Annotated in this window: 20 protein-coding genes and 1 tRNA gene; 17 read left to right on the forward strand and 4 right to left on the reverse strand. The window is 67.0% G+C overall.

What is annotated here, in order from left to right; all coding sequences use genetic code 11:
- The first annotated feature begins 3 nt into the window (after positions 1–3).
- Positions 4–465, forward strand: coding sequence for a copper chaperone PCu(A)C (locus LYSHEL_RS11770; protein WP_213434229.1), 462 nt, complete (start codon positions 4–6; stop codon positions 463–465).
- A gap of 49 nt (positions 466–514) precedes the next feature.
- Here LYSHEL_RS11770 and LYSHEL_RS11775 read toward each other — a convergent pair whose 3' ends face one another.
- Both LYSHEL_RS11775 and uvrA read right to left on the reverse strand, forming a co-directional pair.
- Positions 515–922, reverse strand: coding sequence for an acyl-CoA thioesterase (locus tag LYSHEL_RS11775; RefSeq protein ID WP_213434230.1), 408 nt, complete (start codon positions 920–922; stop codon positions 515–517).
- The gene (gene uvrA, locus LYSHEL_RS11780; RefSeq protein WP_213434231.1) at positions 919–3,921 is read right to left on the reverse strand and encodes an excinuclease ABC subunit UvrA; all 3,003 of its coding nucleotides are present in this window, start codon (positions 3,919–3,921) and stop codon (positions 919–921) included. Before uvrA ends, LYSHEL_RS11775 begins: the two co-directional genes overlap by 4 nt.
- A 273-nt stretch (positions 3,922–4,194) precedes the next feature.
- On the opposite strand from uvrA, the gene rplU reads away from it, so the two are divergent.
- The 3 genes from rplU (at position 4,195) to obgE (ending at position 5,934) form a co-directional block, all read left to right on the forward strand.
- Positions 4,195–4,515, forward strand: coding sequence for a 50S ribosomal protein L21 (gene rplU, locus LYSHEL_RS11785; RefSeq protein WP_213434232.1), 321 nt, complete (start codon positions 4,195–4,197; stop codon positions 4,513–4,515).
- Positions 4,516–4,527: 12 nt separating this feature from the next.
- Entirely contained in the window at positions 4,528–4,782 is a 255-nt protein-coding gene (rpmA, locus tag LYSHEL_RS11790; RefSeq protein WP_213434233.1) for a 50S ribosomal protein L27, read from the forward strand.
- 90 nt (positions 4,783–4,872) lie between these two features.
- Entirely contained in the window at positions 4,873–5,934 is a 1,062-nt protein-coding gene (obgE, locus tag LYSHEL_RS11795; protein ID WP_213434234.1) for a GTPase ObgE, read from the forward strand.
- A 64-nt stretch (positions 5,935–5,998) separates the two neighbouring features.
- On the opposite strand, the gene rpsT is transcribed toward obgE, so the two are convergent.
- A complete protein-coding gene (gene rpsT / locus LYSHEL_RS11800; protein ID WP_036166639.1) occupies positions 5,999–6,268 on the reverse strand; it encodes a 30S ribosomal protein S20 in 270 nt (89 codons plus the stop codon).
- Positions 6,269–6,426: 158 nt separating this feature from the next.
- Between rpsT and murJ the strand changes: the two genes are divergently transcribed.
- The 10 genes from murJ to LYSHEL_RS11850 all read left to right on the forward strand — a co-directional run bounded on the left by murJ (position 6,427) and on the right by LYSHEL_RS11850 (position 16,382).
- Positions 6,427–8,019, forward strand: a complete 1,593-nt coding sequence (murJ, locus tag LYSHEL_RS11805; protein WP_213437808.1) for a murein biosynthesis integral membrane protein MurJ — start codon at positions 6,427–6,429, stop codon at positions 8,017–8,019.
- Positions 8,020–8,037: 18 nt separating this feature from the next.
- A complete protein-coding gene (locus LYSHEL_RS11810) occupies positions 8,038–8,988 on the forward strand; it encodes a bifunctional riboflavin kinase/FAD synthetase (RefSeq protein ID WP_213434235.1) in 951 nt (316 codons plus the stop codon).
- Positions 8,985–11,825 (forward strand): isoleucine--tRNA ligase, encoded by a 2,841-nt coding sequence (gene ileS / locus LYSHEL_RS11815; RefSeq protein ID WP_213434236.1) that lies wholly within the window; start codon positions 8,985–8,987, stop codon positions 11,823–11,825. Before LYSHEL_RS11810 ends, ileS begins: the two co-directional genes overlap by 4 nt.
- The gene (gene lspA, locus LYSHEL_RS11820; RefSeq protein WP_213434237.1) at positions 11,825–12,322 is read left to right on the forward strand and encodes a signal peptidase II; all 498 of its coding nucleotides are present in this window, start codon (positions 11,825–11,827) and stop codon (positions 12,320–12,322) included. Before ileS ends, lspA begins: the two co-directional genes overlap by 1 nt.
- Positions 12,323–12,333: 11 nt before the next feature.
- Positions 12,334–13,284 carry a 4-hydroxy-3-methylbut-2-enyl diphosphate reductase gene (gene ispH, locus LYSHEL_RS11825; RefSeq protein ID WP_213434238.1) on the forward strand — a complete coding sequence of 317 codons (951 nt, stop codon included), beginning with the start codon at positions 12,334–12,336 and terminating at the stop codon, positions 13,282–13,284.
- 36 nt (positions 13,285–13,320) lie between these two features.
- A tRNA-Thr gene (locus LYSHEL_RS11830) sits at positions 13,321–13,396 on the forward strand.
- 159 nt (positions 13,397–13,555) lie between these two features.
- The gene (locus tag LYSHEL_RS11835; RefSeq protein WP_213434239.1) at positions 13,556–14,416 is read left to right on the forward strand and encodes a DUF429 domain-containing protein; all 861 of its coding nucleotides are present in this window, start codon (positions 13,556–13,558) and stop codon (positions 14,414–14,416) included.
- Between the two features lie 194 nt (positions 14,417–14,610).
- Complete coding sequence (locus LYSHEL_RS11840; protein WP_213434240.1) at positions 14,611–14,949, forward strand: hypothetical protein; 339 nt, start codon at positions 14,611–14,613, stop codon at positions 14,947–14,949.
- Positions 14,950–15,469: 520 nt separating this feature from the next.
- Positions 15,470–15,886, forward strand: a complete 417-nt coding sequence (locus LYSHEL_RS11845) for a DUF7336 domain-containing protein (RefSeq protein ID WP_213434241.1) — start codon at positions 15,470–15,472, stop codon at positions 15,884–15,886.
- Positions 15,887–16,049: 163 nt separating this feature from the next.
- A complete protein-coding gene (locus LYSHEL_RS11850; RefSeq protein ID WP_244858534.1) occupies positions 16,050–16,382 on the forward strand; it encodes a PsiF family protein in 333 nt (110 codons plus the stop codon).
- A gap of 54 nt (positions 16,383–16,436) precedes the next feature.
- On the opposite strand, the gene LYSHEL_RS11855 is transcribed toward LYSHEL_RS11850, so the two are convergent.
- Positions 16,437–17,291 (reverse strand): DUF3667 domain-containing protein, encoded by an 855-nt coding sequence (locus LYSHEL_RS11855; RefSeq protein WP_213434242.1) that lies wholly within the window; start codon positions 17,289–17,291, stop codon positions 16,437–16,439.
- 52 nt (positions 17,292–17,343) lie between these two features.
- Between LYSHEL_RS11855 and LYSHEL_RS11860 the strand changes: the two genes are divergently transcribed.
- The 3 genes from LYSHEL_RS11860 to LYSHEL_RS11870 all read left to right on the forward strand — a co-directional run bounded on the left by LYSHEL_RS11860 (position 17,344) and on the right by LYSHEL_RS11870 (position 20,993).
- Complete coding sequence (locus LYSHEL_RS11860) at positions 17,344–17,865, forward strand: arsinothricin resistance N-acetyltransferase ArsN1 family B (RefSeq protein ID WP_213434243.1); 522 nt, start codon at positions 17,344–17,346, stop codon at positions 17,863–17,865.
- Between the two features lie 48 nt (positions 17,866–17,913).
- Entirely contained in the window at positions 17,914–18,351 is a 438-nt protein-coding gene (locus tag LYSHEL_RS11865) for a low molecular weight protein-tyrosine-phosphatase (RefSeq protein ID WP_213434244.1), read from the forward strand.
- Between the two features lie 305 nt (positions 18,352–18,656).
- The gene (locus LYSHEL_RS11870) at positions 18,657–20,993 is read left to right on the forward strand and encodes a UDP-N-acetylglucosamine 2-epimerase (RefSeq protein ID WP_213434245.1); all 2,337 of its coding nucleotides are present in this window, start codon (positions 18,657–18,659) and stop codon (positions 20,991–20,993) included.
- The last annotated feature ends 76 nt before the right edge of the window (positions 20,994–21,069 follow it).

The following is a 21,069-nucleotide window of genomic DNA, read 5'->3' on the forward strand; positions in this document are numbered from 1 at the left end:
CGCATGAAAAACGTCCGCCTCGCACCGTTCGCTGCCGTCCTCGTCCTGTCGTTCCTGGCCCCGGCCTGCGCGAAGCAGCCGACCGCCGCGGCCGCCTGCGTGCCGGTCGTGCGCGACGGGTGGATCCGCCTGGTGCCGGGGATGGATTCGATGCAGGCGGGCTTCGGCCGCATCGAGAACCGCTGCGCCACGCCCGCGACGATCGTCGGCGCGCGCAGTCCCGCGCACGGCATGGCCGAGTTGCACGAGACGAAGATCATCGATGGCGTGAACCGCATGCGGGCGGTGCCGACGCTACGCATCGCGCCGGATGACGCGGCGGTGCTGAAGCCGGGTGGGTTGCACCTGATGCTGATGGAAGCGCGCGCGCCGCTGAAGGCGGGCAGCAAGGTGGCGATCGAATTCCCGCTGCAGGATGGGCGGGTGGTGCGGGGGGAATTTGTGGTGAAGGCACCGGGCGAATAAGAGCGCCCCCTCCCAGCCTCCCCCGACGGTGTCGGGGGAGGAGCAAAAACTAGCTCGCCATCTCCCGCACGGCATCCGGCAACGGAATCGGGCGGCCGCTCGCGCGTTCGATCCACACCATCACCACGTGGCCGTCGGCGTACAGCGTCTTGCCGTCCTCCGACACGATGCGATGGCCCAGCGTCGCGCTGGTGTTGCCCACGCGATCGGCATACAGCTCGACGACCACGTTCGCCGGATACGGGATCGGCATCTTGTAGTTCATCTGCACCGCAGCCAGCAGCGGTGCCATCGTGTCATCCATCCATGCGCGGTCGAGCGATTCGAACCAGCGGATGCGCGCCTCTTCCAGGTAGGTCATGAAGTTGGCGTTGTTGACGTGGTTGAACGCGTCCAGGTCGCGCCAGCGCAACGCCATCGGCATGCGGAACAGCAGCTTGTGCGGCGTGTCCGTCATGCGGCGGACTTCCGCTTCGGGGCCTTCTTCGCGGCGGCCTTGGCGGCCTTTGCCGCAGCGGCGTCGGCCTTCTTCGTCGCCAGCTTTTCGGCCTTCGTCGGCGGACGCGGCGCGTCCGGACGCGGCGACGGTGCGGGTTTCGTCGGCTTCGCTTCCGTGCCGAGCACCTTGCGCAGGAACTGGCCCGTGTGCGAATGCGCAACACCCGCGACGTCTTCCGGCGTACCGGTCGCGATGATCGAACCACCGCGATGGCCGCCCTCCGGCCCGAGGTCGATCACCCAGTCCGCCGTCTTGATGACGTCGAGGTTGTGTTCGATCACCACGATCGTGTTGCCGTCGTCGCGCAGCTTGTGCAGCACGGCGAGCAGGTGCTCGATGTCGTGGAAGTGCAGGCCGGTGGTGGGCTCGTCGAGGATGTAGAGCGTGCGGCCGGTGTCGCGGCGCGAGAGTTCCTTCGACAGCTTGACGCGCTGTGCTTCGCCGCCCGACAACGTGGTGGCGGGCTGGCCGAGCTTGACGTAGCTCAGGCCCACGTCCATCAGCGTTTCGAGCTTGCGCGAAATCGTGGGCACCGGTTCGAACAGCGACAGCGCGTCTTCCACCGTCATTTCCAGCACGTCGTGGATGCTGTAGCCCTTGTAGAGGATCTCCAGCGTCTCGCGGTTGTAGCGCTTGCCGTGGCAGACGTCGCAGGGCACGTACACGTCGGGCAGGAAGTGCATCTCGACCTTGATCAGGCCGTCGCCCTGGCACGCTTCGCAACGGCCGCCGCGCACGTTGAAGCTGAAACGCCCCGGCGAGTAACCGCGCGAGCGCGATTCCGGCACCGACGCGAACAACTCGCGCAGCGGCGTGAACAGGCCCGTGTACGTCGCGGGATTGGAACGCGGCGTGCGGCCGATCGGCGACTGGTCGATGTCGACGACCTTGTCGAACAGATCGATGCCGTGCACTTCGCGATGCGCCGACGGCTTGTGCGACGCGCCGTTGATCTCGTTGGCGGCCAGCGCGTACAGCGTGTCGTTGATCAGCGTCGACTTGCCGGAGCCGGACACGCCGGTGATCGCGGTGAACAAGCCGGCGGGGATCTCGAGATCCACGTTCTTCAGGTTGTGGCCGCTCGCACCGAGCAGCTTCAGCATCATCTTCTTGTTGGGCTTGTGGCGCACCGCGGGGATCTCGATGCGCTTCTTGCCGCTCATGTACGCACCGGTGAGCGAGCGCGGCGCCTTCAGCACGTCGGCGAACGTGCCCTGCGCGACGATCTCGCCGCCATGCACGCCCGCGCCGGGGCCGATGTCCACGATGTGGTCGGCCAGGCGGATCGCATCCTCGTCGTGCTCGACGACGATGACGGTGTTGCCCAGGTCGCGCAGGCGCGTGAGCGTGCCGAGCAGGCGTTCGTTGTCGCGCTGGTGCAGGCCGATCGAGGGTTCGTCGAGCACGTACATCACGCCGACCAGGCCGGCGCCGATCTGCGACGCCAGGCGGATGCGCTGGGCTTCGCCGCCCGACAACGTATCGGCCTTGCGTTCGAGCGTGAGGTAATCCAGGCCCACGTCGACGAGGAAGCGCAGGCGTTCGCCGATTTCCTTGACGATCTTGACCGCGATCTCGCCGCGCCAGCCCGGCAGCTGCATGTGGCTGAAGAACGCGACGGCTTCGTCGATCGGCATCACCACGATGTCCGACAACGGGCGATCGGCGACGAACACGTTGCGCGCGGAGCGATTGAGGCGCGCACCACCGCAATCCACGCACGGGCGCTCGCTGATGTACTTCGCCAGTTCCTCGCGCACGGCGGCGCTTTCGGTTTCCTGGTAACGGCGCTCGAGGTTGGGCAGGATGCCTTCGAACTTGTGCTTGCGCTGCGTGCGCCCGCCCGCGTCCGTGAGGTAGGTGAAGGTGATCACCTGGCTGCCGCTGCCGTGCAGGACGGCGTTGCGTTGTTCGTCGGTGAGTTCCTGCCACGCGCTGTCGACGTTGAAGCCGTAGTGGCGCGCGAGCGAGGCGATCAGCTGGAAGTAGTAGACGTTGCGGCGGTCCCACCCGCGCACCGCGCCCGCCGCGAGCGAGAGCTCCGGGTGCACGACCACGCGCGAAGGATCGAAGAACTGGCTCACGCCCAGGCCATCGCACGTGGGGCACGCGCCGACCGGGGAGTTGAAGGAGAACAGGCGCGGTTCCAGCTCCGGCAGCGAGTAGTCGCACACCGGGCAGCTGTACTTCGAGGAGAACAGCAGCGGATCGAGCTTGTCGTCGTCGAGCGACTGCACGATCGCCATGCCGTCGCCGAGCTTCAGCGAGGTCTCGAAGGATTCGGCGAGGCGCTGCTTGAGGTCGTCGCGCACCTTGAAGCGGTCGATGACGGCTTCGATCGTGTGCTTCTGGCGCAGCGCGAGCGGCGGCACGGCGTCGATCTCGTGCAGCACGCCATCCACGCGCACGCGCACGAAACCCTGCGCACGCAATTGCTCGAACACCTGCGCGTGCTCGCCCTTGCGCTCGCGGATCACGGGCGCGAGCAGCATCCAGCGCTGCTCGGCGGTCTTCGGGTCGTTGGCCAGGGCCAGGACCTGGTCGACCATCTGGCTGATCGTCTGCGCTTCCAGCGGGAAGCCGTGGTCCGGGCAGCGCGGGGTGCCCACGCGCGCGTACAGCAGGCGCAGGTAGTCGTAGATCTCGGTGATCGTGCCCACGGTGGACCGCGGGTTGTGCGAGGTGGCCTTCTGCTCGATCGCGATCGCCGGGCTCAGGCCCTCGATGTGGTCGACGTCCGGCTTCTCCATCACGCTGAGGAACTGGCGCGCGTAGGCCGACAGGGACTCCACGTACCGGCGCTGGCCCTCGGCGTAGATGGTGTCGAACGCCAGCGACGACTTGCCCGACCCGGACAGGCCGGTGATCACGATCAGCTTGTCCCTGGGCAGGTCGATGTCCAGGTTCTTGAGGTTGTGCGTCCGCGCGCCGCGGATGCGGATGAAGTCCATCGCCATCGAGTGTCGGGATCCGTGGGGTGGGTGCGTGGGGGCGGGCGGCCCGGGGAACAGGGGAGCCTAGCGAGGAGGGGAGGTGGGGGCAAATCCCCGCAAACCCAGTCTGGGCGCGGCCGGTCGCAGGGGCTGCGACCTGAAGCAGTCAGGTGGGCGGATCGGGGCCGGATCGGGCCCCCGGGGTTGTTCCAAGCGACTGATTCCCCTAGAATCCCGCGGCTGTCCGCCCTCGAAGGCGGTCAGAGCGACCACAATAACTACAGAGGAAGTCTGGTCATGTACGCAGTACTGGTCACCGGCGGTAAGCAATACCGCGTGATGAAGGGCGAGACGCTGCGCGTCGAACTGCTCGACATCGAAGCCGGCAAGGAGATCACGTTCGACAACGTGCTCATGCTGGGCGACGGCGAAGGCGTCAAGCTCGGCGACGCGCTCAAGGGCGCCAGCGTCACCGCCACCGTCAAGGGGCACGGCCGCGCCGACAAGGTGCGCATCGTGAAGTTCCGCCGCCGCAAGCACCATCGCAAGCAGATGGGCCACCGGCAGCATTACACCGAAATCGAGATCACCGGCATCGCCGGTGGCGACAAGAAGTAAGGAGCAGCAGCCATGGCACATAAAAAGGGCGTAGGTTCCTCGCGCAACGGCCGCGACTCCAACCCGAAGTTCCTGGGCGTGAAGCTGTACGGCGGCCAGGCCGTCGACGCGGGCAACATCATCGTTCGCCAGCGCGGCACGCAGTTCCACCCGGGCATGGGCGTCGGCCTCGGCCGCGACCACACCCTGTTCGCGCTGATAGACGGCAAGGTCGAGTTCTCGACCAAGGGCCCGAAGAAGCGCCGCACCGTCAGCGTCGTCGCGTAAATTTGACGACCCGGTGTGCGACGAACCCCGCTCCGGCGGGGTTCTTCGTTTTGATCCCCCGCAGTACGCAGCGCCAACCGAAGTAACGCCATGAAACTCTTCGACGAAGCAGAAATCACCGTGACCGCCGGCAATGGCGGCAACGGCTCCATCAGTTTCCGGCGCGAGAAGTTCATCCCGCTCGGCGGCCCCGATGGCGGCGACGGCGGCGACGGCGGCAACGTCTGGATCCAGGCGGACGAAAACCTCAACACGCTCGTCGACTTCCGCCACCAGAAGCACTTCAAGGCCCAGCGCGGCGAGAACGGCATGGGCAGCCAGATGTACGGCAAGGGCGGCACGGACCACACGATCACCGTGCCCGTGGGCACCGTCGTGCACAACGTCGACACCGACGAAATCATCGGCGACCTGGTCGCGCACGGCGATCGCCTGCTCGTCGCGCACGGCGGCAAGGGCGGCCTCGGCAACATGCATTTCAAGAGCTCGATCAATCGTTCGCCGCGGCGCGCCACGCCGGGCGGCGAGGGCGAGTCGCGCACGTTGAAGCTCGAGCTGAAACTGCTCGCCGACGTGGGCCTGCTCGGCTTCCCCAACGCGGGCAAGAGCACCTTCATCCGCGCGGTGTCGGCCGCGACGCCGAAGGTCGCGGACTATCCGTTCACCACGCTGTATCCCAACCTCGGCGTCGTCAGCGTCGAGCCGGGCCGCAGCTTCGTCATCGCCGACATCCCGGGCCTGATCGAAGGCGCGGCCGACGGCGCGGGCCTGGGTGCGCAGTTCCTGCGCCACGTGCAGCGCACGCGCCTGCTGCTGCACCTCGTCGACCTCGCCCCGATGGAAGGCGGCGTGGAAGCCTCGCCGGCCGAACAGGTACGCGCCATCGAACACGAGCTGCGCAAGTACGACCCGGGCATGCTCGAGAAGCCGCGCTGGCTGGTGCTCAACAAGGCCGACCTGCTGTTCGAGGACGAGGCGCGCGAGCGCGCCGAGGAAGTCGTGCGCGAACTCGGTTGGACCCAGCCCTGGTACCTGGTCTCCGCCATCGGCCGCGAGAACACCTGGCCGATCGCGCTGTCCGTGCAGGCGTTCTTCGATCGCCTCAAGGAAGACGAGGCCGAGCGCGCCGCGCAGGATGCCCCGCGTGTTTGATTCGCGGGCAACAAAAAACCCGGCCGAGGCCGGGTTCTTCGTGACGGCGGCTGCGGCGCCTGGATCAGGCGGCCTGCAGGGCCTTGATGCGCGCCGTGAGGCGGCTCTTGTGGCGGGCGGCCTTGTTCTTGTGGATCAGGCCACGGCTGCTGAAGCGATCGAGGATCGGCTGGGCGACGACGAACGCGGCCTGGGCGGCAGCGGCATCGTTGGCGTCGAGGGCCTTGAGCACTTTCTTGACGGCGGTGCGGAGCATCGAGCGCTGGGCGGCATTGCGGGCGTTGCGCACGACGGTCTGCTTGGCGCGCTTCTTTGCGGACTTGATATTGGCCACGACTGGAATCCTGGGGTGCAGATGTTGGAATTAGGGGTGTCGACGGGGGCGCTGAAGAGCTGGGCCGGCCCGACGAAGCGCGGAAGTATGGGCGGATCAGGTACTTGCGTCAACCCGCCGGGGGATTTCCGATGACGGCCGCTGCCCACAAGCCCCGGATGATGCGGGGCCTGCTGTCCTTCGGCAGCATGACGATGGTCAGCCGGGTGTTCGGCCTGGTGCGGGACGTGGCCATCACGCACGTCTTCGGCGCCAATGCGGGCACCGACGCCTTCTGGGTGGCCTTCCGCATCCCGAACTTCATGCGGCGGCTGTTCGCCGAGGGGTCGTTCTCCACGGCGTTCGTCCCGGTGTTCACCGAGATCAAGGAGAAGCGGACCCACGCGGAGTTGAAGGAACTGGTCTCCCGCACGGCGGGCACCCTGGGCGCCGTCCTGCTGCTGATCGTCGCGCTGGGGATGATCTTCGCGCCCCAGGTCGCCACGCTGTTCTCGGGCGGGGAGGCGCGGGACCCGGACAAGTTCACCCTCACCGTCGAGCTGCTGCGCCTCACGTTCCCGTTCCTGCTGTTCGTTTCGCTCACCGCGCTCGCGGGCGGGGCGCTCAACAGCTTCCACAAGTTCGCGATGCCGGCGCTGACGCCGGTGATCCTCAACCTGTGCATGATCGCCGGCGCCCTGTGGCTGTCGCCGAAGCTCGAGGTGCCGATCCTCGCGCTGGGCTGGGCGGTGTTCTTCGCGGGCATCCTGCAGTTGCTGTTCCAGTTGCCGCAGCTGGCGAAGCTGGACCTGCTGGCGCTGCCGAAGTGGGGCGGCTCGCATCCGGACGTGCGCAAGGTCATGCGCCTGATGGTGCCGACGCTGTTCGGTTCGTCGATCGCGCAGATCAATTTGTTGCTCGATACGGTGATCGCCGCGCTGCTGGTCGCCGGTTCGCAGACCTGGCTCTCGCAGGCCGATCGCTTCCTCGAACTGCCCCTGGGCGTGTTCGGCGTCGCGCTGGGCACCGTGATCCTGCCCTCGCTCGCGCGCCACCACATCAACACCGACCGCGCCGGCTTCTCCAATGCGCTCGACTGGGGCCTGCGCATCACGCTGATGATCGCGATGCCCGCGATGATCGGCCTGATGCTGCTCGCGATCCCGCTGGTCTCCACATTGTTCCAGCACGGCGCGTTCACCAGCTTCGACACGCGCATGGCGGCACTGTCGGTGTTCGGCCTGAGCTTCGGCCTGCCGGCCTTCGCGCTGGTGAAGGTGGTGCTGCCGGCGTTCTACGCGCGCCAGGACACCAAGACCCCGATGCGCGCCGGCGTGGCCTCGCTGATCGCCAACATGGTGTTCAACGGCCTGTTCCTCGCGATCCTCTACGTGCTGTGGGTGCCGGCGGAATTGCAGCAGGGCCCGATCCTGGTCGCGCTGGCCAAGCAGCCGGGCCTGCATTTCGCGCTGGGCCTGGCGAGCGCGGTGGCGAGTTACCTCAACCTGGCGCTGCTGTGGCGCTGGCTGCGGAAAGCGGGCGTGTACGAGCGGCGGCCGGGGTGGGGCGGATTCACGCTGCGCCTGCTGGTGGCCTGCAGCACGATGACCTGCGCGCTGCTGATCGGCCTGCATTTCGCGCCCGATTTCACGGCGGTGGCGTTCTGGACGCGCGTGGGCTGGCTCACCGCGCTGGTCGCGGCCGGGGTCGCGGCCTATGCGATGGCGTGGATCGCGCTGGGCTTCCGCCTGGCCGATCTGCGCGAGCACTGACCTATACTCCCGCGTTCCATGAGCAGGCTGTTCCGTGACGTCGAAGGCGGGCCCTTGTGCCCCCAAGGCAGCGTGGTCTGCATCGGCGCCTTCGACGGACTGCACCTCGGTCATCGCGCGCTGGTGCGCCGCGCGGTCGAGCGTGCGCGCGCCATCGGCGTGCCCGCGGTCGCGTTGAGTTTCGAACCGCTGCCGCGCGAATTCTTCCAGCCCGCCGATCCGCCGCCGCGCCTCACGCTGCCCCGCGCGAAATTCGAAGGCCTGCGCGACGCGGGCGTCGATGTCGTGGGCTTGCTGCGCTTCAACGCGCGCCTGGCCTCGATGGACGCCGAGCGCTTTGTGCGCGAGGTGCTGGTGCAACGCCTCGGCGCGCGCGAAATCTGGATCGGTCCCGATTTCCGCTTCGGCAAGGGCCGCACCGGCGATCTCGCCTTGCTGCAGCGCCTCGGGGCTGAACTCGGGTTCATCGCCGACACGATCCCGCAGGTGATGGTCGACGGCGAACGCGTCTCCAGCACGCGCATCCGCGGCGCGCTGCAGACCGGCGACTTCGACACCGCCGCGCGCTTCCTCGGCCGTCGCTATGCGATCGCCGGCCGCGTCGTGCGCGGCAAGCAGCTCGGGCGCACGCTCGGCTATCCCACCGCCAACCTGCGCTACGGCGGCAAGCGCCCGCCGCTGCAGGGCATCTACGCGGTGCGGGTGCATGGCGATGGCTTGAATGCGCACGCCTCCGTCGCCAGTTTCGGCACTCGGCCGACGGTGGAAGGCATCGAGCCTTTGCTCGAAGCGCACCTGTTCGACTTCGACGGCGACCTGTACGGTCGCCGCATCGCCGTGGAGTTCGTGGCGCACCTGCGCGACGAGCTCACCTTCGCGGACCTGCCTTCGCTCGTCGTCCAGATGGATCGCGACGCGGCGCAGGCGCGCGACGTCCTCTCCCATTCCCCGCACCAGGCATTCGCGTGACCACCGATTACAAGGCCACCATCCATTTGCCCGCGACGGACTTCCCGATGCGCGGCGACCTGCCCAAGCGCGAACCCGTCGCGCTCGCGCGCTGGGAAAGCGAGGGCCTGTACGCGCGCATCCGCGAACACGCCGCCGGCCGTCCCCTGTTCGTGCTGCACGACGGCCCGCCGTACGCCAACGGCGCGATCCACATCGGGCACGCGGTCAACAAGGTGCTCAAGGACATGGTGGTGAAGTCGAAGCTGCTGTCCGGCTTCGATGCGCCCTACGTGCCCGGCTGGGATTGCCACGGCCTGCCGATCGAACTCGTGGTCGAGAAGAAGTTCGGCAAGGTCGGCGACAAGCTCGACGCCGCCGCCTTCCGCGCGAAGTGCCGCGAATACGCCGGCGAGCAGATCGACGGCCAGCGTCGCGACTTCAAGCGCCTGGGCGTGGTCGGTCTCTGGGATCGTCCGTACCAGACCATGGATTTCCGCTACGAAGCGGACATGCTGCGCGCGCTGGCGAAGATCATCGAACGCGGGCACCTCGCGCGCGGCGTGAAGCCCGTGCACTGGTGCTTCGATTGCGGCTCGGCGCTCGCCGAGGCGGAGATCGAATACCAGGACAAGACCTCGCCTGCGATCGACGTCGCGTATCGCGCGCGGCAGCCGCAGGCGCTTGCTTCGGCGTTCGGCGTTGCGGTGCCGGAAGGCGTCGACGTCGCCGTGCCGATCTGGACCACCACGCCGTGGACGCTGCCCGCCAGCCTCGCGGTCACGCTGGGCCCGGAACTGGATTACGTGCTGGTCGAAGGCCCCGCGCGCGACGGCAATCGCCTGTGGCTGGTGCTCGCCGAAGCGCTCGCGGAGAAAGCGCTCGCGCGTTACGGCGTCACCGATTACGTCGTGCATGCGCGTGCGCAGGGCGTGGAGCTCGAAGGCCAGCGCCTGCAGCATCCGTTCTACGACCGCGAGATCCCGCTGATCCTCGGCGACCACGTGTCCGCCGAAGACGGCACCGGCGCCGTGCACACCGCGCCGGGCCACGGCCAGGAAGACTTCGCGGTCGGCCTGCGCTATGGCCTGACCGACAACTACACCGCCGCGCAGATGAATCCCGTCGACGGCCGCGGCGTGTACCTGCCGTCCACGCCGCCCGCGGGCGACGTCGTGCTGGCGGGCATGCACATCTGGAAAGCGAACGACGCGATCGTCGACGTGCTGCGCGACAACCGTGCGCTGCTCGCCTTCGCCAAGCTCGTGCACAGCTATCCGCATTGCTGGCGCCACAAGACGCCGGTGGCGTTCCGCGCCACGCCGCAGTGGTTCATCTCGATGGAACAGGCCGGCCTGCGCCGCGACGCGCTCAATGCGATCGGCAAGGTCGAATGGTTCCCGGGCTGGGGCGAAGCGCGCATCTTCGCGATGGTGGAAGGCCGCCCCGACTGGTGCATCTCGCGCCAGCGCACGTGGGGCGTGCCGATCGCGTTGTTCGTCGATCGCGAAACGGGCGAGCCGCATCCGGATTCGCCGGCGCTGATGCGCCAGGTGGCCGAGCGCGTCGAACGCGACGGCGTGGATGCCTGGTATTCGCTCGACGCGAAGGAACTGCTGGGCGCCACCGCGCACAAGTACGACAAGATCGTCGACATCCTGGACGTGTGGCTGGACTCGGGCGTGAGCCACGAGTGCGTGCTCGCGCAGCGTCCGGAAGACCAGCTGCGCAAGCCGGCCGACCTGTACCTCGAAGGCTCCGACCAGCATCGCGGCTGGTTCCAGTCGTCGCTGCTCACGGGCATCGCGATGGATGGCCACGCGCCGTATCGCCAGGTGCTCACGCACGGCTTCACGGTCGACCAGAACGGCCGGAAGATGTCGAAGTCGCTCGGCAACACGATCGAGCCGCAGAAGGTCATCGACCAGATGGGCGCCGACGTGCTGCGCCTGTGGATCGCCTCCACCGACTACAGCAACGAAATCGCCGTGTCGGACGAGATCCTCAAGCGCACCGGCGACGTGTACCGCCGCATCCGCAACACCGCGCGCTTCCTGCTCGGCAACCTGCATGGCTTCGATCCGGCGCGCGACCTGCAGCCGCTCGAGGACATGGTGGCGCTGGATCGCTGGATCGTGCACCGCGCGCATGCGCTGCAACTCAAGCTCATCGCCGCGTACGCGCGCTACGACTTCGCGGAGATCGTGCAGGCGCTCGGCAACTTCTGCAGCGTGGACCTTGGTGCGTTGTACCTCGACGTCACCAAGGACCGCCTGTACACGCTGCGCGAGGATTCGCCCGCGCGGCGTTCGGCGCAGTCCGCGATGTACCGCATCAGCGAAGCGTTCGTGCGCTGGATCGCGCCGATCCTGTCGTTCACCGCCGACGAGATGTGGGCGCACGTGCCGGGCAAGCGGGAAGGGCACGTGCTCTTCGCCACCTGGTACGAAGGCCTCGCGCCGTTGCCCGACGACGCCCCGTTGTCGGTCGACGACATGGACCGCCTGCTCGCGCTGCGCGACGACATCGCCAAGGTGCTCGAACCCATGCGCGCCGCCGGCGACATCGGCGCCGCGCTGGAAGCGGAGATCGGCCTGCGCTGCGGTGTCACGCAGCAGAACTGGCTCGCGCCCTTCGTCGACGAACTGCGCTTCCTGCTGATCAGCGGCGACGTGCAGCTCATCGCCGACGACGCCGCGAAGGACATCGCCATCACCGCCACGCGCACCGACAAGCCCAAGTGCGTGCGCTGCTGGCAGCACCGCGGCGACATCGGCAGCGTGGCCGCGCATCCCGAACTGTGTGGCCGCTGCGTCTCCAACGTGGATGGCCCGGGCGAAACGAGGAAGTTCTTCTGATGCAGCAACGTCCCAACGCACTGCCGTGGCTGCTGGTCTCCGCCGCGGTGATCGGCCTCGACCAGCTGTCGAAGGCCTGGGTGCTCGCGCGCCTGCCCGAATACCAGGCCGTGCCCGTCATCGACGGGTTCTGGAACTGGTACCGCAGCTACAACACCGGCGCCGCCTTCAGTTTCCTGAGCGAGGCGGGCGGCTGGCAGAAGTGGGTGTTCACCGCGCTGGCGTTCGGCGTGAGCGCGCTGCTGGCGTTCTGGCTCTCGCGCACCCCGCGCCACGACTGGCGCACGGCGCTGCCGTTCGCGCTGGTGATCGGCGGGGCGGTGGGCAACGTGATCGACCGCCTCCGCCACGGCCACGTGGTCGATTTCATCCAGTGGTATTGGCGCGACCACGCGTGGCCGGCCTTCAACATCGCCGACTCGGCGATCGTCTGCGGCGCCATCGGGATCGCCCTGTTCGGCCTGCTGCACGGCAAGAAGGCGGGGAACGCGCGATAATCGCGCCCGCCATGGACATCCTGCTCGCCAACCCGCGCGGTTTCTGCGCCGGCGTCGACCGCGCCATCGAGATCGTCAAACGCGCGCTCGAAACGCTGGGCGCGCCGATCTACGTGCGGCACGAAGTCGTGCACAACCGCTTCGTGGTCGACGACCTCAAGCATCGCGGCGCCGTGTTCGTCGAGGAACTGGACGAAGTGCCGGACAACGCGACGGTGATCTTCTCCGCGCATGGCGTGTCGCAGGCGGTGCGCCAGGAAGCCACGCGCCGCGGGCTGAAGGTGTTCGACGCCACGTGCCCGCTGGTGACCAAGGTGCACCTGGAAGTCGCGCGCCAATGCCGCGCCGGCCGCGACATGGTGCTGATCGGCCACGCCGGGCACCCGGAAGTGGAAGGCACGATGGGGCAGTGGAACGCGCAGGCCGGCACCGGGCGCATCTACCTCATCGAAAGCATCGACGACGTCGCGCGCCTGCACATCGGCCAGCCCGAGCATTGCTCGTACACCACGCAGACCACGCTGTCGGTGGACGACACGCGCACCATCATCGACGCCCTGCGCACGCGTTTCCCGCACATCCAGGGCCCGAAGAACGACGACATCTGCTACGCCACGCAGAACCGCCAGGACGCCGTGCGCGAACTCACGCGCGAATGCGACCTCGTGCTGGTCGTCGGTTCGCCCAACAGCTCCAATTCCAACCGCCTGCGCGAACTCGCCGAGCGCGAGGGCGTGGAAGCGCACCTGATCGACGGCGCGAGCGAGATCGACCCGCGCTGGGTCGCGGGCCGCAAGCACATCGGCGTGACGGCGGGCGCCAGCGCGCCGGACGTCCTGGTCCGCGGCGTGATCGAACGCCTGCGCGAACTGGGCGCCGGTGGCGTCCGCGAGCTGTCCGGCGAACCCGAGGACATGGTGTTCGCGCTGCCGAAGGAGCTGCGGGTCACGCTGGTCGATTGACCCGGCCACCCCCGCGCCCCTAGAATTCACGCCCTCGCCGGAATAGCTCAGTTGGTAGAGCGGCGCATTCGTAATGCGTAGGTCGTAGGTTCGATTCCTATTTCCGGCACCAGTAGAAACAAGGGCTTGCAGGGCACCACCTTGCAGGCCCTTTTTCTTTTTGCGCGCTGGGGTCCATGTACCCATCCCCTGAATTGGGTAGCGGTAAGCCCCCCTGCGTTGATGCATTGTGAGTGGCAAGCCGGGAATAGTCCGCAGCAATACATCTGAAATGACGACACTGCTGGTTGGTTTCGATTCGGCCTGGACCCCAGGGAAGCGCGGAGCGATCGTCGCCGCCATCCAAAACGATGATGGCGCGTTTCAGGTTCTTGGCGATCCGCAAATCGCAAACTTCCGGGAAGCTGAAGATGCAATTCGCAAGTGGCAGGCCGAACACGCCCCGGTCTCCACCGTCATCCTGCTCGACCAGCCGACGATCGTGAACAACAGCGCAGGCCAACGCCCTGTCGAAAACATCGTTTCTTCCTGCGTGAGTCTTCGGTATGGGGGCATGCAGCCGGCCAACACGGCACGAGCAGACATGTTTGGCGAAGGCGCGCCGGTATGGGCCTTCATCAATCAGTTCGGCGGCGCAGGCGACCCGTTGACTCCCCGACCCGATGGCGCCGTTGTCTTTGAAACCTACCCGGTCCTGGCGCTGATCGCGCTTGGCTGGCTTCGGGAGGATGCGCGTCGTGCGGGGCGCCTTCCCAAGTACAACCCGGAGCGCAGAAAGACGTTTTCGTTGGACGATTGGCAATTCCTTTGCCGCGAGGCGTCCGCTGCATTTAGAAAATTGAGTCTTGGTGGCATAGCTCGCTGGATGGATGAGGCGCGGGACAAGGATCGCCCGCACAAGACCGACCAGGACAAGTTGGATGCCTGCCTTTGCCTGCTCGTTGCGCTGCACATGGCTGAGGGGAGGGAGTGCCTGATGGTTGGTGACCAGAAAACCGGCTACATCGTCGTGCCGCATTGTCCCGACCTCCAGATCGAAGTCGAAACGCGATGCACCGTCACCGACAGAATGGCGTCCGAGTGGGTGCGCACATTCACGCTCGCCTTGGTGACAAGGGCAAAGCGCGAGTAGCACCAGTTGGAACAGGGGCTTGCAAGGCACCATCTTGCAGGCCCTTTTTCCTTTTCGCGCCTGGGGGCTGGCGGGGGAGGCCACTCCGTAATCACCTTGCTGTCCGCTTTCGACCCAGGGGGATATTCGGCGAGCCTAAGTGCTGAGCGTCTGCTCGGCTTGTGAGTCGGACCCTGCCTGCATAAGCTCGCGGCGTGAGCCAACTCGACAACATTCCGCCCCACCTTCAGAAGCGATCAATCTCCAAGGGGGAGATCGTGCTTCCCCTCGCCGATGCATTGGAAGCAATCAACTACTTAGAGTCGCAATCGACTCTGATCCTGGGCTGGGAGGGCTGGGTAAAGGCGCCTGACGGTCGCGTTGGGCATGGCAGCGCTGGCTACTTGAATACCTTCACCGAACACCTTTCGGTTGCTGAGGCTGCCGCGGACGCGCGCAAGTCGATCCAAGCTGGCGCGTTGGACTGGCAAGAAAAACACGGTGGTGGCGCCGATGCTTTGCACTTCTGCATAACTGTGAGGTCGCCTAGGTAACGGGACTGGCGAGCACCCGCTTTTGGCCGAATGCTGCCGTTGGTCACTCGGAGACTGCTTCCCCGCACGCCGCCATGAAGAAGTCGTAGCACGCACCGCACCACGTCACGTTCCAACTCCTCGTCCACAACGCTTGAGAGGTGACCCTCCATGAGCTCACGCCGCGAATCGTTTCGAATCGCCTTCGTTCTTGCTGCCTTTGGCCTCATGAGTCTCTGCAGCATGCTCGCTCGCCCGTCCCTCGCCACCATCCGGGCGGTGGATTTCGTGCATCTCATCGGGACTGGCATGTGTCTTGGCGCCGCGCTCGTTGCATTTGCCTGGGCGCGTTCACGGTAGGTCGATCTGCGCAGCAGTGTCCGCTCCTGGCATTGGCGGACTCCTGGGAATTGTTACTCTGACCCTGTTCTTCCGTCGGCTCGAATCTCAATGTGGCGCTTCGATCAAACTCCATATTCTGCAGCGCTCGTTTCCAAGTCAGTCGTGTATGACGGACACCCCATCCTTTTCGTAACACACGATGACGACGATCATGGCTGGCAATTCCTGGACGGCGCGGACCCGCCGTCGGACGTTGTGGTCGTCGAAATGTGTCTTCCCGTCGAAATGGACCCAACGCTTCTGGACTTGGCCGACCTTGCTCCTGGCTGGTGCGCTTGGCGGGACAGCATTGACGTTCCTTGGACTCGTGAGCCACTGCGCGAGGAGATCGCATTTGAACACCCGGAATGAAAACACGGTCTATTTGTTGTCACATGCAAATCCCGGGAAGTTGCAGGACGACGAAAAGATTCTTGGCGTGTTTTCCTCAGCCGAGAAAGCCAACCAGGCAATCGCTGGTTACCTGCTGTTGCCAGGGTTCCGGGAGCAACAGGATGGCTTTCATGTGGATGCGTACGTAGTTGATCAACAAGAATGGAGCGAAGGATTCGGCTAGGACGCAACAATGCGTACGACTGGATGTCCCCGTTTGCCCGGGCTTCGCTGGATTAAAAAAACTTAATCCACATTTGCCGTTACTTCGATCGCGGCAGGACTAACGTGTGGCCGCCCGACGCGCCAGGCATCCCGCCTGTGCATGCGCGTCCATCGGAGGTCCCATGAACATTCGACTTGGCTTGCTCGCATTGATGCTCACGGTTTCCACGTCGGCCTTCGCGGCCACGCCCGCCGGCCAGGCGGCGGCGACACAATCTGCCGCCACCAAGGCACCCACCGCCCAGCAACAGAAGATGGCCAGCTGCTCGGCGGCCAACAAGGGCAAGACGGGCGAGGCGTACAAGGCCGCGCAAAGCGCCTGCCTCAAGGCCCAGCCCGCCGCGGCGCCGGCGAAGATGTCCTCGCAGGAGCGCATGGCGAAGTGCTCCGCGCAGAACAAGGGCAAGAAGGGCGCCGAGTACAAGGCCGCGCAGAGCGCTTGCCTGAAGAGCTGATGCCGCTCCAGCAATTCGCAGGAGGCCCGCGCAAGCGGGCCTTCCGTTGTCCGCTCACGTCGTCGAGTAGACCGTGATCACGAACAGCAACCATCGATAGCCGAGCACGATCACGCCCACCGCCAGCGTCAGCAACACGCTCGCCAGCAAGCGCCTTCCGCCCAGGATCCCGTACACCGGCCCCAGCGCCGCGCGCATGTGCAGCAGGCACGCGACGATGCACACCGTCGTCAACACGTTGTCCAGCATCGCCGAACGCAATCCCGCGCCGCCACGCAACGCATCCGCATCGGCGAACAAGGTCGCGAACGAAAACACGACCAGCAGGAACGCCCACGAATGCAGCGAAAACGTCGCGTGCGTGATGAAGGGCAATCGCCGCCGCCGGAACATCGCGGCCAGCAGCAGCGCGAACGGGATGGCCATCAGGAACACCAGCGACTTCGCGTTGCGCTCCACCGCGCGATCGAACACCGGCGCGTATTCGGCCACCGTGCGATGCGACGGTGCGAGCCGGTGCGCCACCACGTCCTGCGCCCACGGCGCCCAGTCCTGCTGGTGCAGGTGCGATTCGAGCTTCGCGCCGAACACGTTGGCCGCCGAGAACGACTGGATCGCGAAGAACACGACGTTCGCCAGGATGAAGACCTGCAACGGCGCGATGAAGGGTTTGCGGCGCCCGGTGAGGTAGGCGACGGTCAATGCGCCGGGGCGGCGGAACAAGGTCCATGCGGTGCGCAGCACGCGGCCATCGACGCTGGTGAGCGCATGCGCCACGCGATCGAACAGGCTGCGCATCGCCAGGTCGCGGCGTTCCAGCCGGCGCTCCCCGCAGCACGCGCAGAACGCCGTGTCGACGCGGCCCCCGCAGGTGGGGCAGGTCCACGCCGACGGTGCGGGGGTCTCCATGCGGGCAGGGTGGGCTTCGAACCCGGGCGATGCAACCGCTAGACTCGGCCCGATGCGCTCCCTCGCCACGCTCCGCGACGCCACCCGCACCGATGCGCCCGCCCTCGCGACGATCTACAACCACTACATCGCCTCGACGTGCGTGACGTTCGAAACCGCGCCGGTCAGCGCCGACGACATGGCCGCGCGCATCGCCGACACGCAGGCGCTGCCGTTGCCGTGGCTCGTCGCGGAAGGCGAGGGCGGGGTGGTCGGCTATGCGTACGCCACGCGTTGGCGCGCACGCCACGCGTATCGCTTCGCCGCCGAGTCCACGGTGTACCTCGCGCCCGAGCAGATGGGCCGCGGCCTGGGTACGGCGCTCTACACCGCACTCGTGCACCGCCTGCGCGCGCATTCGCTGCACACGGTCATCGGCGGCATCGCGTTGCCGAACGCGGCGAGCATCGCGCTGCACGAGCGCCTCGGCTTCCGCAAGGTGGCCCACTTCGAACAGGTGGGCTTCAAGCACGATCGCTGGATCGACGTGGGCTACTGGCAACTGCAACTGGAGCCGGCACCGGCACCGGCGTGACGCGCGCGTGAGCAAGCGTGCATGCCGGCGGGTGTTTACACTCGCGCCATGATCGAACGCATCCTGATCGTCTGCGTCGGCAACATCTGCCGAAGCCCCATGGCCGAAATCGTCCTGCGCCACCACCTCGGCGGCGGCGACCACGTGCGCGTCGAATCGGCGGGCCTCGCCGCGCTGGTCGGCAATCCCATCGATCCGCTCGCGCAACGCGTGCTCGAAGCCAACGGCCTGTCGGGCACCGAACACGTCGCGCGCCAGGTCACCGCGGCGATGATCGGCACCGCCGACCTCGTGCTGGCCATGCAGAAGCGGCACCTGGACGCCATCCACGCGATTTCCCCGCAGGCGCGCGGCAAGACGTTCCTCATGGGGCGGTGGAGCGGGAACACCGAAGTCTCCGATCCCTACGGCAAGACGCAGCCGGTGTTCGAAGCCTCGTACCGCGACATCGACCGCATGGCGCACGATTGGCGCATGCACCTGTAGGGCCAATGCAGGATCGATGCCAACGCGTGGCGCGCGTTGCGTCGCGCACGGTCGGCAACGACGCATCCCCGGAGGAAACGCAGTCCGACAAGCCCAGCGGCCACGCCGACGAAAGGCAACGGTCCCTGTACGAAGGGTTCACGAAATCCGCGTTTTAACGGGATTTCTTCATCTTTCCATCAACTCCCTCTCAATAGCCTCTCCCGAACCTGCACCACCGACACATTCGTGAACACGAAGCGGTGGTGCCGGAAAGGGGTTCCGCATGTACGCGGCGCCTGGTGTCCGGTCATCGAGAGGCGCGCATGGAAGAAGCAAAACTGGTGGCCGCGAGTGCGATCGCGTTGGCCGTCACCCTCTTCGCGATTTTTTCCCTGCGCCCGATGGCGCGGCGGCTCGGGCTGGTCGACAAGCCCGGCGGACGGAAAGCGCACAAGGGTCGCGTCCCGCTGATCGGCGGCCTGTGCTTCTTCGCCGGCACCGTCGCGGGCCTGTTGTACCTGGGCTACATCGATGCGTTCGTCGCGAGCCTGCTCGTGCCGTGCGCGCTGATCGTCATGACCGGCCTGGTCGACGACCTGCACGACATGAGCGTCAAGGCGCGCCTGGTGATCCAGTGCTGCACCGCGTGGCTCGTGATCGGCGCGACGGGCGTGTACCTGGATAGCGCGGGCCACCTGCTCGGCGACATGGAACTGCAGATCGGCCTGCTCGGCATCCCGGTGACGATCATCGCGGTGATCGGCCTGGTCAACGCCTTCAACATGATGGACGGCATCGACGGCCTCGCCGCGGGCATGGCGATGGTCACGATCGGCACGATCCTGCTGTTCGCCAACGGCGGGTTCCCGGTGCTGGGCGTGCTGCTCCTGCTGCAGGTGCTGTTCGCTGCGCTGGTGCCGTACCTGTGCGTCAACCTCGGTTGGCCCGACGGCCGCAAGATCTTCATGGGCGATGCGGGCAGCACGCTCATCGGCTTCCTGATGGCGTGGAGCCTGATCTATCTGAGCCACGGCAAGGTCGGCGTGCTCGCGCCGGTGGACACGCTGTGGTGCGTGGCGATCCCGGTGATGGATACCCTCGGCGTGATGCTGCGCCGCATGCGCGCGGGCAACTCGCCGTTCAAGCCCGATCGCCAGCACCTGCACCACTTGCTGCTCGATGCCGGTTTCAATGCGCGCATGGCGCTGGCGATGATCACGGGCGCTGGCCTGCTGATCGGCGGCCTCGGCTTCGTGCTGCGCGATGCGCCGGAGTCGGTGAGCCTGGCCACGTTCGGCGTATTGCTGTTCGCCTACATGACGCGCCTGCCCAACCTCATCGCCGCGCTGGGCAGTCGCTTGCCGAAGGCGCACGTCCGCGAGCCGCACGTCGTCACGCATCGCACGCCCGCCGCGAACGTGCAGACGCTCACGCCGGTCCCGTCGTCGTCGTCCACGGCGCATGCGCCGCCGAACGTGCTCAAGGCGCTGTACGTCGTGGCCGGTGCGTCCGACGCCGCGCAGCTCGCGCCGATCGCCGATGCGATGTCGCGCGATGCGCGCTTCGAAGCGCGCATGTGCGTCGCCGCCTCGTGCGCCGAACATCCGGAACAGGTGTTGTCGTTGTTCGACATCGCGGCAGACGTGCGCATCAACCTCGCCGCCTCGTCCGACATCGCGCAGACCACGTCCGCCGCCCTGGGCTCGATCGACCGCGTGCTGGCCGAATACCGGCCCGACATGGTGATCGTGCCGGCCGGTGCGCCCACCAGCGTCGCCACCGCGCTGGCCGCCAGCTACCTGCAGATCCCGATCGCGTGCATCGAAGCCGCGGGGCCCGCGTCCTCGCGCAGCGCGCCGGAAGCGGCCCGCCGCGTGATCGATTCGCTGGCCACGCTGCACTTCACCGCCACCGAATCGCAGGGCCGCACGCTCATCGCCGACGGCGTGTCCGCCGAGCGCGTGCTCGTCTCCGGCGACCCGGCGGCCCGCACGCTGCACACCGCGGTCGCGCGCCTGCGCGACGAAGAGGACCTGCGCCGCCAGCAAGTGCAGCGCTTCGGCTTCCTGCGCGAGGACGCGCCGCTGCTGCTGGTGCTGGCGCGCGACAAGCTCGGCGAACGCTCCGAACCCCTGGCCCGCGCCCTGCGCCGCATCGCGCTGCGCCGCCCGGACCTGGACATCGTCTGCCTGCTGCCGCCCTCCCGGAACATGGATGGCATCGACGGGATGCTCGGCGCCTTCGCCAACATCCACCTCGTCGAGCCGGGCGAATACCTGGACTTCGCGTACCTGGCCGATGCGGCCCACCTGGTGCTGGCCCTGTCGGGCGACGTGGCGGCCGAAGCCGCCCCGCTCGGAACGCCTGTCCTGGTGCTGAATACGGCCGTTGACGGTCCGCTCACGAGTGAAGCGCCCAACATCCGTCGTCTCGACCTCCATGAACAGACGATCTCGGACGTGGTGCTCCACCTGGTCAGCGATCGTCGGGCGTGGGACACGCTGCGGACCGACGAACGCATGCAGGCGGACGTGTGCGACCGGATCGTCGAGGCGCTTGCGGGGCTGCGGCCCAGCATCGCGCCGGTGGTGCCGCTGGCACCGGTGGCCGACCTGCCGCGGTACGCGGCGGCGGGCGACCGGGTGCGAGAGGTGTCCTGAGGAGAGCGGGGCGCTTCAAACCGGATTCGTTCTAGGGGGATCCACGGCGCAGGCAGCGGACGCCTGAGCGGGCGTG

The sequence above is a fragment of the Lysobacter helvus genome (assembly GCF_018406645.1).
Classification (GTDB): Bacteria; Pseudomonadota; Gammaproteobacteria; order Xanthomonadales; family Xanthomonadaceae; genus Noviluteimonas; species Noviluteimonas caseinilytica.